Annotated in this window: 12 protein-coding genes and 1 riboswitch; of the genes, 3 read left to right on the plus strand and 9 right to left on the minus strand. The window is 74.4% G+C overall.

What is annotated here, in order from left to right; genetic code table 11:
- The first annotated feature begins 57 nt into the window (after window positions 1–57).
- Window positions 58–786, plus strand: a complete 729-nt coding sequence (locus tag AB0E88_RS28860; protein WP_361636450.1) for a ZIP family metal transporter — start codon at window positions 58–60, stop codon at window positions 784–786.
- 23 nt (window positions 787–809) lie between these two features.
- Here the strand turns inward: AB0E88_RS28860 and cobI are convergent, their stop codons facing one another.
- The 9 genes from cobI to AB0E88_RS28905 all read right to left on the minus strand — a co-directional run bounded on the left by cobI (window position 810) and on the right by AB0E88_RS28905 (window position 13,478).
- On the minus strand, window positions 810–1,541 hold the full coding sequence (cobI, locus tag AB0E88_RS28865) for a precorrin-2 C(20)-methyltransferase (RefSeq protein ID WP_361636452.1): 732 nt from the start codon (window positions 1,539–1,541) through the stop codon (window positions 810–812).
- Complete coding sequence (locus AB0E88_RS28870) at window positions 1,538–2,887, minus strand: cobyrinate a,c-diamide synthase (RefSeq protein WP_361636455.1); 1,350 nt, start codon at window positions 2,885–2,887, stop codon at window positions 1,538–1,540. The genes cobI and AB0E88_RS28870 overlap by 4 nt, the downstream gene beginning before the upstream one ends.
- Window positions 2,881–3,480 (minus strand): cob(I)yrinic acid a,c-diamide adenosyltransferase, encoded by a 600-nt coding sequence (cobO, locus tag AB0E88_RS28875; protein ID WP_361636458.1) that lies wholly within the window; start codon window positions 3,478–3,480, stop codon window positions 2,881–2,883. The genes AB0E88_RS28870 and cobO overlap by 7 nt, the downstream gene beginning before the upstream one ends.
- Window positions 3,480–5,492 carry a putative cobaltochelatase gene (locus AB0E88_RS28880; protein ID WP_361636461.1) on the minus strand — a complete coding sequence of 671 codons (2,013 nt, stop codon included), beginning with the start codon at window positions 5,490–5,492 and terminating at the stop codon, window positions 3,480–3,482. The genes cobO and AB0E88_RS28880 overlap by 1 nt, the downstream gene beginning before the upstream one ends.
- A complete protein-coding gene (gene cobN / locus AB0E88_RS28885) occupies window positions 5,489–9,142 on the minus strand; it encodes a cobaltochelatase subunit CobN (RefSeq protein ID WP_361636463.1) in 3,654 nt (1,217 codons plus the stop codon). The genes AB0E88_RS28880 and cobN overlap by 4 nt, the downstream gene beginning before the upstream one ends.
- Complete coding sequence (locus tag AB0E88_RS28890) at window positions 9,139–10,647, minus strand: cobyric acid synthase (protein ID WP_361636466.1); 1,509 nt, start codon at window positions 10,645–10,647, stop codon at window positions 9,139–9,141. Before AB0E88_RS28890 ends, cobN begins: the two co-directional genes overlap by 4 nt.
- On the minus strand, window positions 10,644–11,585 hold the full coding sequence (locus AB0E88_RS28895) for a cobalamin biosynthesis protein (protein WP_361636468.1): 942 nt from the start codon (window positions 11,583–11,585) through the stop codon (window positions 10,644–10,646). Before AB0E88_RS28895 ends, AB0E88_RS28890 begins: the two co-directional genes overlap by 4 nt.
- Window positions 11,586–11,690: 105 nt before the next feature.
- A riboswitch (cobalamin riboswitch) is annotated at window positions 11,691–11,828 on the minus strand.
- Between the two features lie 134 nt (window positions 11,829–11,962).
- Window positions 11,963–12,184, minus strand: coding sequence for a hypothetical protein (locus AB0E88_RS28900; RefSeq protein ID WP_361636471.1), 222 nt, complete (start codon window positions 12,182–12,184; stop codon window positions 11,963–11,965).
- A 34-nt stretch (window positions 12,185–12,218) separates the two neighbouring features.
- Window positions 12,219–13,478: an inorganic phosphate transporter gene (locus AB0E88_RS28905; RefSeq protein ID WP_361636473.1), complete on the minus strand. Its 1,260-nt coding sequence runs from the start codon at window positions 13,476–13,478 to the stop codon at window positions 12,219–12,221.
- 228 nt (window positions 13,479–13,706) lie between these two features.
- On the opposite strand from AB0E88_RS28905, the gene AB0E88_RS28910 reads away from it, so the two are divergent.
- Both AB0E88_RS28910 and AB0E88_RS28915 read left to right on the plus strand, forming a co-directional pair.
- On the plus strand, window positions 13,707–14,483 hold the full coding sequence (locus AB0E88_RS28910) for a class II aldolase/adducin family protein (protein ID WP_361636476.1): 777 nt from the start codon (window positions 13,707–13,709) through the stop codon (window positions 14,481–14,483).
- 92 nt (window positions 14,484–14,575) lie between these two features.
- Window positions 14,576–15,709 (plus strand): alpha/beta fold hydrolase, encoded by a 1,134-nt coding sequence (locus tag AB0E88_RS28915; RefSeq protein ID WP_361636479.1) that lies wholly within the window; start codon window positions 14,576–14,578, stop codon window positions 15,707–15,709.
- The last annotated feature ends 782 nt before the right edge of the window (window positions 15,710–16,491 follow it).

Below are 16,491 nucleotides of genomic sequence, written 5' to 3' on the forward strand. Positions count from 1 at the left end.
GGGGGGCGGCGGCTGCCGGACGTGCGCACACGCCGGTGCATCGGATAGCAAGGGCCTATGGCGGTCTTCGTGGCGATCGGTGCGTTCCTGATGACGCTGGCCGGCGGCTGGACGGCACAGCGTGTGACCGACCGCCGCCACCTGGTGCTGGGCCTGGCGGGCGGGCTGATGCTCGGCGTGGTCGGCCTGGACCTGCTGCCGGAGGCCCTGAAGGCGGCCGGCTCGGAGGTCCACGGCGTTCCCGCCGCCCTGCTGCTGTTCGTGGCGGGCTTTCTGCTGGCCCATCTGGTGGAACGCCTGCTGGCGGCCCGCCGCGCCTCCCACGGAGGGGACGAGCACAACCACCGGGCGCCGGAGGTGGGCCTGACGGCCGCCGCGGCCATGGTGGGGCACAGCCTGATGGACGGCGTGGCGATCGGCGCGTCCTTCCAGGTCGGCGGCGGCATGGGCACGGCGGTCGCGCTCGCCGTCATCGCCCACGACTTCGCGGACGGCTTCAACACCTTCACCCTGACCAGCCTGTACGGAAACGCCCGCCGCAAGGCCTACGCGATGCTCTTCGCGGACGCCGTCGCCCCGGTCGCCGGAGCGGCCGCGTCGGCGTACGTCAGTGTCCCGGAGGGTGTCCTCGGCGGCTATCTCGGCCTGTTCGGCGGCGTCCTGCTCTACCTGGCCGCCGCCGAGATCCTGCCCGAGGCCCACCACGAACACCCCGCCCGGTCCACCGTGCTGTGCACGATCGCCGGCGCAGCGTTCATCTGGCTGGTGGTGGGCTTCACCGGGTGACGGTGTGCGCCCCGGGGCGGGTCTCACAGCTTGCCGCCCCGGCCGCCGTCCCGCCGCGCGGGCGCGATCAGCGTCGACAGATACGGCAGCGGGGCGCCGTCGAGCTCGTCGGCCGGACGGATCGACTCCTCCGGCAGACCCAGCGCCGAACCCCACACCGCGTCCGCGAGCCGCCCGGTCTCCCGCAGCGCCTCGGCCACCTCGGCGGCCTGCCGCCCGAACTTGTACGCCACGACCGTGCCGGGCCCGTGCAGCGCGTCCTTGAGCACCGCCGAACCGGCGGTCACCGGCACCAGCGTCAGCGGCTCGGTGCCCTCGGTCAGCACCGCGCCCGAGCGGGCCGCCAGATCCTGCATCGCGGTGATGCCGGGCACCGTCTCCACGGCCGTGCCGGGCACCAGCCCGGCGATCGTCTGCGCGAGATAGGTGAACGTGGAGTACACGTTGGGGTCGCCGATCGTCGCGAACGCCACCGTGCCGTGCTCCCGCAGCAGCGCCGCGACCCGCTCGCCGGCCGCGTCCCAGGCCGCCTCCCGGCGCCCCCGGTCGGTGCGCTCGTTCAGCGCGAACACGACCCGGACGATCTTCTCCTGCTCCACGTAGTGCAGCACGGTCGCCTCGGCCCGCCCCCGCTCCCCGGTGTCCAGCACGGGGACGACGACGACATCGGCGGCGCGCAGCGCGTTCACGCCCTTGACGGTCACCAGTTCCGGATCGCCCGGACCGACTCCGACCCCGATCAGCCTGCTGCTCATGACGTCCGGCACCTCTCCACGAACCGACGGGCGACCCCGGGCGCCGACGCCCAGTGGGTGTGCAGATAGCTCGCGTGCACACCGCCCTGTACAAAACCTTCGACCCGCCTGGCCGGGGCACGGACCCCCCAGGCGGGAGCCGCGCCGGCGCCGGGTTCGACGACCGTGCGGTGGAACTCGTGCCCCCGCATCCGTGTCCCGGCCGGCGCGAGCACACTGTCACCGACGGCCACGGCGTCCCGGTAGCCGAGCGTCAGCCGCTCGGTCATCCGCGCGGTGGCGTCCAGCACCCCGCACATCGGCTGCCCGTCCAGCTCCCGGCACAGATACAGCAGCCCAGCGCACTCGGCGGCGACCGGGGCACCGGAGAGAGCGAGCTCGGCGATCGCCTTGCGCAACGGCTCGTTGGCGGACAGCTCACCGGCGTACACCTCGGGGAACCCGCCACCGATGACCAACCCGGCGGTGCCCTCCGGCAACTGCGCGTCCCGCAGCGGATCGAAGGTCACGACCTCGGCCCCCGCGGCGGTCAGCAGCTCGGCGTGCTCGGCGTAGGAGAAGGTGAACGCGGGCCCTCCGGCGAGGGCGACCACGGGTCGCCGCGCCACGGAGGTGACGGGCGCCTCCCACGGCTCGTCGGTCAGCGCCCCGGCGCCGCGCGCCAGCGCGAGCAGCGCCTCGAGGTCGCACCCGGCGGCGACCTGCGCCCCCATCGCCGCGACGGCCTCCACCGCGGCGGACGTCCGCTCGGCCACCGGCACCAGCCCCAGGTGCCGGGAAGGCGTCGACACCTGCTCGGCCCGCCCCAGGACGCCCAGCACCGGCACCCCCGCCGCGTCCAGGGCTTCCCGCAGCAGCGCCTCGTGCCGCTCGGAGCCGACCTTGTTCAGGATGACGCCCCCGACCCGCACCTCGGGGTCCCAGGACGCGAAGCCGTGCACCAGCGCCGCCACCGACCGCGACTGCGACGACGCGTCGACGACCAGCACGACCGGCGCCCGCAGCAGCTTCGCGACCTGCGCGGTGGAGGCCAGCTCGCCCTCCCCGGCCGCGCCGTCGTACAGCCCCATCACGCCCTCCACCACGGCCAGGTCGCACCCCGAGGAGCCGTGCAGGAACAGCGGAGCGACCAGCTCCGGCCCGCACAGATACGCGTCGAGGTTGCGGCCCGGCCGCCCGGTGGCCAGGGCGTGATACCCGGGGTCGATGTAGTCCGGGCCCACCTTGTGCGGGGACACGGAAAGTCCCCGCGCGGCGAACGCGGCCATCAGCCCCGTGGCGACGGTGGTCTTGCCGCTGCCCGAGGAGGGCGCGGCGACGACCAGCCGGGGAACGGACATCACCACTCGATGCCCCTCTGGCCCTTCTGCCCGGCGTCCATCGGATGCTTGACCTTGGACATGTCGGTGACCAGGTCGGCGAAGTCCACGAGCTTCTCCGGCGCGTTCCGCCCGGTGATCACCACGTGCTGGGTGCCCGGCCGGTCGCGCAGCACGTCGATCACCTCGTCGGTGTCGACCCACCCCCAGTGCATCGGGTAGGCGAACTCGTCGAGCACGTACAGCTGGTACGTCTCGGCGGCCAGGTCCCGCTTGACCTGCTCCCAGCCCTCGCGGGCCTTCTCCTCGTTGTCCATCTGCGCGTCGCGCTGGACCCAGGACCAGCCCTCGCCCATCTTGTGCCAGTCGACGGTGCCGCCCTCGCCGGAGGCGCCGAGGACGCGCAGCGCGTTCTCCTCGCCGACCTTCCACTTCGCCGACTTGACGAACTGGAACACCCCGATCGGCCAGCCCTGGTTCCAGGCCCGCAGCGCCAGTCCGAAGGCGGCCGTCGACTTGCCCTTGCCGACGCCGGTGTGCACGACGACCAGCGGACGGTTGCGGCGCTGACGGGTCGTCAGGCCGTCGTCCGGTACGACACTCGGCTGTCCCTGCGGCATTACGCGGCCCTCCTCGAAGTCCCCTGCACGTCCTTGACCAGCCCGGCGATCGAGTCCGCCCGCAGCTCGTCGAGCGTGACGGCGCTGCCGCCCAGATCGGCGGCGAGCTGCCCGGCGAGCCCGAGCCGCACCGGCCCCGACTCGCAGTCCACGACCACCGAGGCGACCGAGTCGGCCGCGAACAGCCGCGCCGCCCGGCCGGCGAGCGCCACCGGCTCCGGGCCGCCCGTCGCCCGGCCGTCGGTCACGACCACGACCAGCGCCCGGCGCGCCGGGTCCCGCAGCCGCTCCACCCGCAGCACCTCGTGCGCCTTGAGCAGCCCGGCCGCCAACGGCGTACGCCCGCCCGTCGGCAGCGACTCCAGGCGCGCGGCGGCCGCGTCCACGGACGACGTCGGCGGCAGGGCCACATCCGCGGCCGATCCGCGGAAGGTCACCAGCCCCACCTTGTCCCGCCGCTGGTAGGCGTCCAGCAGCAGCGACAGCACGGCACCCTTGACCGCGCTCATCCGCTGCCGCGCCGCCATCGACCCGGAGGCGTCCACCACGAACAGCACGAGGTTGCCCTCACGCCCCTCGCGGGCCGCCTGCCGCAGATCGTCCCGGCGGATCACCAGCCCCGGCCCGGAACGGCCCCGCGCCCGCTGGTGCGGGGCCGCCGCCTGCACGGTCGCCGCCAGGTGCAGCTTGGTCAGCGCACCCTGCGGCCGGCGCGCCCCGGTGGTGCGCCCCTGCTCGGTGCGCGCCCGCGAACGCCGGCCGGAGGCACCCTCGCCGATCCCGGGCACGCTCAGCACCTTGGTGCGAAAGGGCTCGGAGGCCCGTGCGGCGGGCTGCTCGGCCGCCCCCGCGCCCGACGGCTGCGGCTCACCGCCGTCGCCCTCCTCGGGCCGCGCCCCGGTGTCGCCGCCCTGCGGACCGGCGTCGGGGGACGGCTGCCCGCCGCCCCCACCGGGACCGTCGGGGCCGGGATCGGGGTCAGGGTCGTCGTCGGGGGACTCGCCGGAGAACTCCTCCAGCGTCCGGTCGAGCTTGTCCTCGTCCAGGCCGGGCGCGTCGAAGGGGTTGCGGCGCCGCCGGTGCGGCAGCGCCAGCAGCGCCGCCTGCCGCACGTCCTCGGCGAGCACGTCGGTCCGCCCGGCCCACGCGGCCAGCGCGGTCGCGGTGCGGGCCATGACGATGTCGGCGCGCATGCCGTCCACCTCGAACGCCGCACAGGTCGCCGCGATCTGCCGCAGCGCACCGTCGCCCAGGCGCACCTGCGGCAGCAGCGCCCGCGCCGCCGTGATCCGCTGCCGTACCGCGCTCTCCTCCTCTGCCCAGCGCGTCGCGAAAGCGGCCGGGTCGGCGTCGTACGCCAAGCGCCGCTTGACGACCTCCACCCGCTGGTCGGGCTCACGGGAGGCGGCGACCTCCACGGTCAGCCCGAACCGGTCGAGCAACTGCGGCCGCAGTTCGCCCTCTTCCGGGTTCATGGTGCCGACCAGCAGGAACTTCGAGGCGTGCCGCACGGAGACGCCCTCGCGCTCCACGTAGGAGGCGCCCATCGCCGCCGCGTCCAGCAGCAGGTCGACCAGGTGGTCGTGGAGCAGGTTGACCTCGTCCACGTACAGGATGCCGCGGTGCGCGTCGGCGAGCAGGCCCGGCTCGAACGCCTTCACGCCCTCGGCGAGCGCACGCTCGATGTCGAGCGCGCCGACCAGCCGGTCCTCGGAGGCGCCGACGGGCAGTTCGACCATGCGGGCGGGGCGCGCGACGCCCGCCCCCGGCTCGTGCGGGCCGTCCGGGCAGGACGGGTCCGGGGCCGCCGGGTCGCAGGAGAAGCGGCAGCCGGCGACGACGTCGACCTCCGGCAGCAGCGCCGACAGCGCGCGCACGGCCGTCGACTTCGCGGTGCCCTTCTCGCCGCGCACCAGCACCCCGCCGACCGCCGGCGAGACGGCGTTCAGCAGCAGCGCGAGCCGCAGGTCGTCCTGGCCGACGACGGCCGTGAAGGGAAAGGGGGTGGTCACTTCTCGTCGCCCTCCAGGTCGCCTTCCAGCTCCAGATACGCGGCGCGCAGCCGCTCCAGCGTGTCCGCGTCCGGCTCCGCCCACAGGCCGCGCTCGGCGGCCTCCAGCAGTCGTTCCGTGATGCCCCGCAGCGCCCATGGGTTGGACTTCTTCATGAAGTCCCGGTTCTCCGGGTCGAAGACGTACTCGGCGCTGAGCTTCTCGTACATCCAGTCGTCGACCACGCCCGCCGTGGCGTCGTAGCCGAACAGGTAGTCGACGGTCGCCGCCATCTCGAAGGCGCCCTTGTAGCCGTGCCGCCGCATGGCCGCCATCCAGCGCGGGTTGACCACGCGGGCCCGGAACACCCGGTGCGTCTCCTCGCCGAGCGTGCGCGTCCTCACCTGGTCGGGGGTGGCGCTGTCCCCCACGTACGCCTCGGGGTTGGCGCCGGTCAGGTGCCGGACCATGGCGACCATGCCGCCGTGGTACTGGAAGTAGTCGTCGGCGTCGACCAGGTCGTGCTCACGGGTGTCGACGTTCTTCGCGGCGACCGCGATCCGCTTGAACGCGGTCTCCATGTCCCCGCGCGCCGCCCGCCCGTCGAGCCCCCGCCCGTAGGCGTAGCCGCCCCACACCGCGTACACCTCGGCGAGGTCGGCGTCCGAGCGCCAGTTGCGGGCGTCGATCAGCGGCAGCAGACCGGCGCCGTACGCGCCCGGCTTGGAACCGAAGATGCGGGCCGTGGCCCGGCGCCGGTCGCCGTGCTCGGCAGTGTCCGCGTCGGCGTGCGCCTTGACGTAGTTGCGCTCGCCGGGCTCGTCCAGCTCCGCCACCTTGCGGACCGCGTCGTCGATCAGCGCCACGACGTGCGGGAACGCGTCACGGAAGAAGCCGGAGATGCGGACCGTGACGTCGATGCGCGGCCGGCCCAGTTCCTCCAGGGGCACCACCTCGAAGCCCGTCACGCGGCGCGAGGCCTCGTCCCAGACGGGACGGCAGCCCAGCAGCGCCAGGATCTCCGCGATGTCGTCGCCCTGCGTGCGCATCGCGGACGTGCCCCACACCGTGAGACCGACCGACTTCGGGTACTCACCCGTGTCCTGGAGATAGCGGGCCACGAGCGAGTCGGCGAGCGACTGCCCGACCTCCCAGCTCAGCCGCGACGGGATCGCCTTGGGGTCGACCGAGTAGAAGTTCCGGCCGGTCGGCAGGACGTTGACCAGACCGCGGGTCGGCGAACCGGACGGCCCCGCGGGGACGTAACCGCCGTCGAGCGCCTTCAGGATGTGCCCGATCTCGTCGGTCGTCCGGGCGAGGCGCGGCACGACCTCCGTGCACGCGAACTCCAGCACGGCTACGGCGTCGGGCAGTTCGGCGCCGAGGACGTCCCTGAGCAGACCGCGGCTGAGGGAAGCGTCCCAGCCGCGCTCCTCCATGCCCTCCGCGATCCGCCGGCACAGCTGCTCCAGCAGGTCGATCGCGTCGGACGCGGTGCGCGCCGGGCCGTCCACCAGGTCCGTCAGCTCCACCGGCACCTTCACCGGGGCACCCGGCTCGCCCAGCAGCTCCTTCTCGACCAGCCCGAAGTGCGCCGCGAGCGAGGCCCGCAGGCCCGGCAGGGCGTTCGCCTGCCCGCCCCACACCTGCGAGGCGCGCAGCACCGCCAGCACCAGGTTGACGCGCGGCTCGGCGACCGGGCCACCGCCCAGGACGTGCAGGCCGTCGCGGATCTGCACGTCCTTGATCTCGCACAGATAGCCGTCGATGTGCATGACGAACTCGTCGAACTCTTCGTCGTCCGGCTGCTCGTCCACATGCAGGTCGTGGTGCAGCTCGGCGGCCTTCACCAGCGTCCAGATCTGCGCGCGGACGGCCGGCGCCTTCGCCGGGTCCAGGTCGGACACCAGCGCGTACTCGTCGAGCAGCTGCTCCAGCTTCGCCAGGTCGCCGTAGGTGTCGGCGCGGGCCATCGGCGGTACGAGGTGGTCGACGACCGTGGCGTGCCCGCGCCGCTTGGCCTGGGTCCCCTCGCCGGGGTCGTTGACGATGAACGGGTAGATCAGCGGCAGGTCACCGAGGACGGCGTCGGGGGCGCACCCTCCGGACAGGCCGAGGCCCTTGCCGGGCAGCCACTCCATCGTGCCGTGCTTGCCCATGTGCACGATCGCGTCCGCGCCGAAGCTGTTGTCCAGCCAGCGGTAGGCCGCCATGTAGTGGTGGGACGGCGGCATGTCGGGGTCGTGGTAGATCGCGATCGGGTTCTCGCCGAAGCCGCGCGGCGGCTGGATCATCACGACGACGTTCCCGAACTGCAGGGAGGCCAGCACGATGTCGTCGCCGTCGACGTACAGGGAGCCCGGCGGCTCGCCCCACGCCTGGAGCATGGCGTCCCGGAGCTCCGGGTCCAGCGTGTCGAACCACGCGCGGTAGTCCGCCAGCGGCACCCGCGCGGGGGCGGAGGCCAGCTGCTCCTCGGTCAGCCACTCGACGTCGTGGCCGCCGGCCTCGATCAGCCGGTGGATCAGCTCGTCACCGCCGGAGGGGTACTCGGTCAGCGCGTACCCGGCGTCCCGCAGCGCGTCCAGCACCCGCACCGCCGACGCGGGCGTGTCCAGGCCGACGGCGTTGCCGACGCGGGAGTGCTTGGTGGGGTAGGCGGTGAAGACCAGCGCGATCTTCTTCTCGGCGTTCGGCTTGTGCTTCAGCCGGGCGTGCCGCACGGCGATCCCGGCGACACGCGCGGCCCGCTCCGGGTCGGCCACGTACACCGGGACCTCGTCCGGGCCCTGCTCCTTGAAGGAGAACGGCACGGTGATCAGCCGGCCGTCGAACTCCGGGATCGCGACCTGCATCGCCGCGTCCATGGGGGACAGGGCCGCGTCCGACTCCTCCCAGGCGCTCTTCGACGAGGTCAGGCAGAGCCCCTGCAGCACCGGGACGTTCAGCTCGGCGAGCGCGCCGATGTCCCAGGCCTCCTCGTCGCCGCCCGCCGACGCCTGCGAGGCGTGGGTGCCGCCGGCCGCGAGCACGGTGGCGACCAGCGCGTCGGCCCGCGCGAGGAGGTCGTACAGCCCGGCGTCCGCACCGCGCAGCGAACCGCAGTACACGGGCAGCGCGTTGGCGCCCTGCGCCTCGATCGCCTCGCACAGGGTGTCCACGAAGCCGGTGTTGCCGCTCAGTTCGTGGGCGCGGTAGAAGAGCACGCCCACGGTCGGACGCCCGTCCCGAAGCGCGTACGAGCCGTGGACGCCGTACTCCGGCATCTTTCGCGGCTCCTCGAAGCCCTCACCGGTCAGCAGCACGGTGTCCGACAGGAACCGCGACAGCTCCAGCAGGTTCTCGGGGCCTCCCTCGACCAGGTACCGCAGCGCCTCCGCGACCACGCCGGCCGGCACGCTCGACTCGGCCATCAACTCCGCGTCCGGCACGGCCTCGCCGCCCAGCAGCACCGTCGGGACACCGGACGCCTTCAGCGCGGCGAGCCCGTCCTCCCAGGCGCGCTTGCCGCCCAGCAGCCGTACGACGGCCAGGTCCGCGCCCTCGAGCAGGCCCGGCAGTTCGGCGGCGACGTCGACGCGGGTGGGGTTGCCGATCCGGTAGTCCGCGCCGGAGGCCCGGGCCGCCAGCAGATCCGTGTCGGCGGTCGACAACAACAACACTGTGCTCATGCGGGCGCTCCCGGTGGAATGAAAGGCAGTCCTTGCGGCGCGCCGGACTCGATGAGCCGCCACAGCGCGTCCGTGTCCGCGTGCTGTTCGATGAGGTCGCCGAGCCGGTCGAGCTGCTCCTCGCGCAGCGCGGCGAAGGAGGTGTCCGGCGCGGGCACGAAGCGGCGGCCCGCGGCGGCGGCCACCTCGCGCAGGAAGGCGCGGCGGAAGCCGTCCGACTCCAGCGAGCCGTGCCAGTGCGTGCCCCACGTCTGGCCGACGCGGCAACCGTCGAGGAAGGGCTCCCCGCCCGTCACGGAGGCGACCCCGTGGTGGATCTCGTACCCCTCGACCCGTTCGCCGAGGGCTTCCCCGACCGGCCGGGTGAGGGTCTTCTCGCGGGCGAAGCGCACGCGCACGGGCAGGACGCCGAGCCCGTCGACCGCTCCGGCGCGCGACTCGACCTCGTCCTCGATGTGCTCGCCGAGCACCTGGAAGCCGCCGCAGATGCCGAGGACCGGACGGCCTTCGGCGGCCCTGCGCACCAAGGCGTCGGCGAGTCCCCGCTCCCGCAGCCACTGAAGAGCCCGGACGGTCCCGCGCGTGCCCGGGATCACCACGAGGTCCGCGTCGGCCAGCTCCTCCGGACGGTCCACGAACCGCACGACCACGCCCGGTTCGGCGGCCAGCGCGTCCACGTCGGTGAAGTTGGACATCAGGGGGATCGCGCAGACGGCGACCCGCAGCACGTCCTCGCCCACGGGCGGGGAGACGGACGACTCGCGGACGGTGCCGCGCAGGGAGACCCGCAGGCCGTCCTCCTCGTCGATGCCGAGCCCGTGCCGGAAGGGCAGCACGCCGAAGGTGTGGCGGCCCGTCAGGCCGTGCAGCATGTCCAGGCCCGGCTCCAGCAGGGAGACGTCACCGCGGAACTTGTTCACCAGGAACCCGGCGACCAGTTCCTGGTCCTCGGGCGAGAGCAGGGCGACGGTGCCGAAGAAGGACGCGAAGACGCCCCCGCGGTCGATGTCGCCGACGACGAGCACGGGCAGCCGCGCACCCCGCGCGATGCCCATGTTCACGATGTCGGTCCGGCGCAGATTGATCTCGGCCGGCGAGCCCGCCCCCTCGCAGATCACCGCGTCATACGTGCCCCGCAACTCGGCCAGGCACTCCAGGACCGTGCCGAGCAGCTTCTGCTGGCGCCCGCCGTGGTAGCCGCGCGCGCTCAGCTCGCCCACCGGCTTGCCCAGCAGCACCACCTGGCTGCTCTGTTCACCACCGGGCTTGAGCAGCACCGGGTTCATCAGCGCGGTCGGCTCGATCCGGCAGGCCTGGGCCTGCATGGCCTGCGCCCGCCCGATCTCGGCGCCCTCGCGGGTGACGAAGGAGTTGAGGGACATGTTCTGCGCCTTGAACGGCGCCACTTTCACGCCCTGCCGCACCAGCCACCGGCAGATGCCGGCGGTCACGACGCTTTTCCCGGCGTCGGAGGTGGTGCCGGCGACGAGGAGACCGCCGTTCATCGATCACGCCCCTTCCCGATGAGGCGTGCGCCCGCGCACACGCCGAGCGCAAGCCAGCTCACGCGCCGGGACAGCCGTACCGCCCGGCGGATGTCGTGGGGGGTGACGGCGCGTCCCCGCCCGTTCAGCACGGGCCGGTGCTCGACCCGTCCGCCGTACGACAGGGTGCCGCCCAGCCGCACGCCGAGCGCGCCCGCGAAGGAGGCCTCCACGGGGCCCGCGTTGGGGCTGGGGTGCTTCGCCGCGTCCGCCCGCCAGGCGCGCACGGCACCGCGCCGGTCCGGGCCGGTGAGCACGGCGAGGACGGCGGTCAGCCGGGCTCCCGGCCAGCCGGCCACGTCGTCGAGGCGGGCGGAGGCCCAGCCGAAGCGCCGCAGCCGCGGCGACCTGTGACCGACCATCGCGTCCAGGGTGTTGACCGCCCGGAACCCGAGCAGCCCCGGCACCCCGCCGACGGCGCCCCACACCAGGGCGCCCACGACGGCGTCGGAGGTGTTCTCGGCGACCGACTCGACCACGGCCCGGGCGATCCCGTCGGCGTCCAGCGCCTGCGGGTCCCGGCCGCACAGATGGGGCAGCCGGGCCCGCGCCGCCTCCACGTCACCGGCCTCCAGAGCGCGTCCGATGGCGCCGGCCTCGCGCGCCAGCGAAGTCCCCCCGACGACGGACCAGGTGGCGGCGGCCGTGAGGGCGAGGGAGGCGGCGGGGGAGCGGCGTACGCAGCGGGCGGCGACGGCCCCGAGGGCGACGGCGCCGCCGGCGCAGACAGCGGTGTGCAGGGCGCCCCAGCCGCGGTGGTCGCGCCACAGGGTGCGCTCGACGGCGCCCGCGGCGCGGCCGAACACGGCGACCGGGTGACCGCGGCGCGGATCACCGAGGAGGAGGTCGCCGAGGAGGCCGGCGGCGGCGCCGTACGCGAAGACGCGTTCGGCTCGCACGGGGCTCAGCCGGCCGTGGGGTCGGCTGGAACGTCGCTGATGGGCCTGGTCCTCAACCGGCAGCCGCACATGGCGTCATGTCCTCACTCAGGGTGTCCGCGCCCTGGTTCGAAGGAGATCGGCGGTGAGAGTTCCTGGCTCCCGGGGTCGTTCAACCCCGGTGACAGTGGCGGGACCGCGCCGGACTTCCACCGGCTTCCTCTCCTGCCGCCGCAACTTGGCCCCGGCAGTCCACCACGGCTGTTCGAGGGCCGTCAACTTGCCCTTGACCTGGGACGGAGGAGTGTGGGCAGGCCCACACGGAGGGAACCTGCCAGGTCACAACGGAACGCGGGGTGCCGCTCGGGCACCCCGCGTCGTTGAGTGGTGAGGCCGGGTCAGGCGACGATCAGGCTGATGCCGTACGCCACCGCCGCCGCGCACGCCGCGAAGCAGGCGTACGCGCCGGTGACCGCGAGGGCGGCCGAGCCGCCCTGGGCCTGGGCCCGCTCGCGGCGGGACAGACCCATGATGCCGAGGGTGAACAGGGCCACCAGACCCACGGTGACCACGAGGCTGACACCGAAGACGGAGCCGAGGGCCGACCAGTCGATCTTCATGCTGCTTCTCTTCCTTCGTACCCGAAAGCGGCGGTCAGACGGCCGGGGCCGGGTTCGCGGTGGCCGGCTGCTCCGCCGTCGCGGCGGCCGGAGCGGGGATGGTGGCCATCAGGTCGTCTGTGACGGCCGGGCCGGCGGCCGGAGGCGGGGTCACCGCGGCGATCGCGGTGGTGACCACGCCGGCCGGCTCCTCCTCCACGGCGTTGACGTTGGTGTGGTCGACGACCTCGCGGCGGGAGATCTTCCAGATGCCGAAGCTGGCGGACACCAGGAAGACGGCGACCAGCGCGGTGCCCCAGGCGCCGAATCCGGTGACGTACTCGGCGAGCGCGCCGACCAGCGCGGCGGCCGGCAGGGTCAGGCCCCAGGCGATGAACATGCGGGTCGCCGTCGACCAGCGGACCACACCGCCCTTGCGGCCCAGGCCCGCGCCCATCACCGAGCCGGAGACGACGTGCGTGGTGGACAGCGAGAAGCCGAGGTGGGAGGAGGCGAGGATGGCGGTGGCCGCGCTGGTCTGGGCGGCGAAGCCCTGCTGCGGCTGCATGTCCGTCAGGCCCGTGCCCATGGTGCGGATGATGCGCCAGCCGCCGATGTAGGTGCCGAGCGCGATGGCCAGGCCGGCGGAGAGGATCACCCAGGTGGGCGGGTCGGAGTCGGGCGCGATGGCGCCGCCGGCGACCAGGGCGAGGGTGATGATGCCCATCGTCTTCTGCGCGTCGTTGGTGCCGTGGGCGAGGGAGACCAGACCCGCGGAGGCGATCTGGCCGGCCCGGAAGCCCTTGTCGGCCGCCTTGCCGTCGGCCTTCTTGCCGAGCGTGTACGACAGCCGGGTCGCGGCCATCGCCGCGACACCGGCGACGACCGGGGCGGCGACCGCGGGCAGCAGCACCTTGGTGACGAGGACGTCGCCGTGGACCGCGCCGAAGCCGGCGGAGGCGACGGTGGCGCCGATCAGACCGCCCATGAGGGCGTGCGAGGAGCTGGAGGGCAGGCCCACGAGCCAGGTCAGCAGGTTCCAGAGGATCGCGCCGACCAGGGCGGCGAAGATGACCTCGGGACGGATGCCGCTCTCGTCGACGAGTCCCTTGGAGATCGTGTTGGCGACCTCCACGGAGAGGAAGGCGCCCACGAGGTTGAGGGCGGCGGACATGGCCACGGCGATCTTGGGCCGCAGCGCGCCGGTCGAGATGGTGGTGGCCATCGCGTTGGCGGTGTCGTGGAAACCGTTCGTGAAATCGAACGCGAGAGCGGTGACGACCACAATCGCGAGGATCAGCGAGAAGCTTTCCATTTACCCAGGCATTCGTTCGAAGTCATTGGCGGGTTGAACGTAGGCAACCTGAGTGAACGGAAGGTGAACTGAGCCGGGCGTCCCGATGTCGGAAAGAGGGGGGCGCTGCTCCGTTCCACCGCGCCGGCCCGGGCGGCACACGGCCCCGGTGGCCGGCGCGGGATCGGGGGCCCGTTCGCGGGCACCGGGAAAGAGATTTCGGTCACCCGGGACTGGCAGGATCGCGGCATGACGGAGCAGAGGCGCGAGCGGCAGGACGGACGGGTGGCCGGCGAGGCGGAGGACGGCGGGGGAGAGGCCCGCGAGGGGGAGACCCGCGAGGGGGAAAACCGCCAGGGGGAGACCCGCGAAGGGGAAGCCGGTGAGCGGGAGGCCCGGGCCTGGGAGGAGCTGGTCGCCACGGCGCGCCGGACCGTCGCCGACGGACTGGTCGTCGGGACCTCGGGCAACGTCTCGGTACGCGTCGGTGACCTGGTGCTGGTCACTCCGTCGGGCGTGGCCTACGACCGGCTGCGGCCCCAGGACCTGACGGCGGTCGGCCTCGACGGCCGGCAGGTGCGCGGCACCCTGGTGCCGACCAGTGAGCTGCCGATGCACCTCGCCGTCTACCGCACGACGGACGCCAGGGCCGTCGTGCACACCCACGCCGTCCACGCCACGGCGGTCTCGACGCTCGTGCCGCGGCTCCCGCTCGTCCACTACATGGCCGCGGCCCTCGGCGGCCCGGTCCGGGTCGCCCCCTACGCGACCTACGGGACGCGGCAGCTGGCCGAGAATATGCTGGATGCCCTGACCGGCCGCACGGGCTGCCTCCTGCAGAACCACGGGACGATCACCTACGGCGCCACCCTCGACGAGGCCTACGACCGCACCGCCCAGCTGGAGTGGATGTGCCGGCTGTGGCTCACGGCGTCCTCGGTGCCCGGCCGCGCCCCCAGCCTGCTGACCGAGGAGCAGCTGGCGGAGGTGGAGGAGCGGCTGCGGGATTACGGACAGCGGCGGTGACGCGGGCCGGGTGAGCGCCCCGCGGTGGAGGTGATCACCCCGCATGTCGCTTCCGGTGGCTTGGGACGGAGCACGCCGGGAAACTGGTTCCCGTGCGCACTGTCAAAGCGACGGCCGCTGCCGTCACCGCCGTGATGGGTGCCGGGGCCGCAGCCGTGGTCGCCGGCCGACTCGCCAGCGACGCCGCGCTCAAGGCGCCCCCGGGCCGGCCGCTGCCGACCGAGCCCCGGCTCACCGTCCATGCCACGGCCGCCGGCCGGATCGCGCTCACCCGTGACCTGGCCGCCCTGCGTCCCGGCACCTACGGCCTCGCCGGTGACGGCAGCCACGCGATCGTCGGCCAGGTCCTGGACTCCGCCGAGCACACCGCCGACACCGTCGTACGCCGCCTGGAGCGCGTCACGCACGGCACGCTGGAACCGGGCGACAAGGTGTGGCTCACGGCCAATCTCCACGTCGGCGACCCCAAGGCGGCCCTCGGTCTGGAGCATGCCGACGTCGACGTGCCGGGGGAACTCGGATCCCTGCCCGCCTGGTTCGTGCCCGCCGCCCGGGACACCTGGGTGATCGCCGTGCACGGCCTCGGCACCACCCGCGAGCTGCCCATGAACGTCATGGGCATGCTGAACCGGCTGCGTCTCCCGGTGCTGTCCCTCGCCTACCGCGGCGACCTGGGCGCGCCCCGTCCCCCGGACGGCCTGAACCACTTCGGCGAGACCGAGTGGCGCGACGTGGACGCCGCGATCCGCTACGCCGTCCGCTACGGCGCCCGCCGGGTCGTCCTCTACGGCTGGTCCACCGGCGCCACGATGGCGCTGCGCGCCTCCGAACTGTCGGGGATGCGGGAGCGCGTCTCCGGGCTGGTGCTCGACTCCCCGGTGCTCAGCTGGCCGACCACGCTGCGCGCGCTGGCCCTGGCCCGGCGTACGCCGGGCGCACTGCTGCCGCTCGCGGTGCGCGCCGCACAGGGCCGCACCGGGCTGCAGGACGGCCCCGCCGACGGCACCATCGTGGCGGACGCCGACGGCCTCACGGTGCCGACGCTGATCGTCCACGGCCCCGGCGACACGGTGGCCCCCTGGCGCTTCTCCCGCCGCTTCGCCGCCCGCCGCCCCGACCTCGTCGCCCTGCACACGGTCGCCCAGGCCCCTCACGGAGCGATGTGGAACGCCGACCCGGACGCCTACGAGGAAGCCCTCCGCCGCTTCCTGACCCCACTGATGTGACCCACCCCCACCGCCCCTGACACCACCCCGCCGCCGAGCGCCGCGGGGCCCCACGCCGAGCGCCGCCCGCCCGACGGAGCCCACAGCGCACAGGCGCGCTGCGCCCCCCCCCCGCGCCGGACCGCGCTGCGCCGGACCGCGCTGGGCCTGCCCGTCCGGACGCCACGGGCGGTCGTCCGCCCGGGTGCCGCGGCAGCCTGCCGGCCGACGGAGTCCCGCATGCCGGGACCGGACCGACGGCGGCGCCGCCGACCGCCGCGGCGGGCGCCCAACGGAGCCACAGCGCACAGGGCGCCGCCGCCCCGCCGGACCGCGCTGGGCTTGCCCGCTCGGACCGCGTCCGAACGCCACGGGCGGCTGCCCGCCCGGGCGCCGCCGCTGCCTGCCGGCCGGCGGAATCACGCACGCCGGGACGGGGCCGACGGCGGCGCCGCCGACCGCCGCCCGGGGGGCCCGACGGCATGCCGCCGCGCCCGGCCGCGCCGCGCCCCCCGCCACCCCGCCGCCGTGCCCGGCCGCGCCGCGCCCCCCCCGCCACCCCGCCGCCGCGCCGCGTTGGGCCTGCCCGTCCGGACCGCGTCCGGCCGCCACGGGCGACCGGCCGCCCGGTGCCGCCGCTGCCTGCCGGCCGATGGAGTCACGCCGGGACGGGGCCGACGGCGGCGCCGCCCGACAGCCGGGACCGGGCCCCTGCGCGGGCGCGGCAGCCGGCTCCACGGCGAGGCCGAGGCGGCCAGCCACGGGCCCCGAAGCGGGGCGCACGCCCGGGCGGGCGACCGGGG

Origin of the sequence: Streptomyces sp. NPDC028635, assembly GCF_040637635.1 — a bacterium.
Taxonomy (GTDB): Bacteria; Actinomycetota; Actinomycetes; order Streptomycetales; family Streptomycetaceae; genus Streptomyces.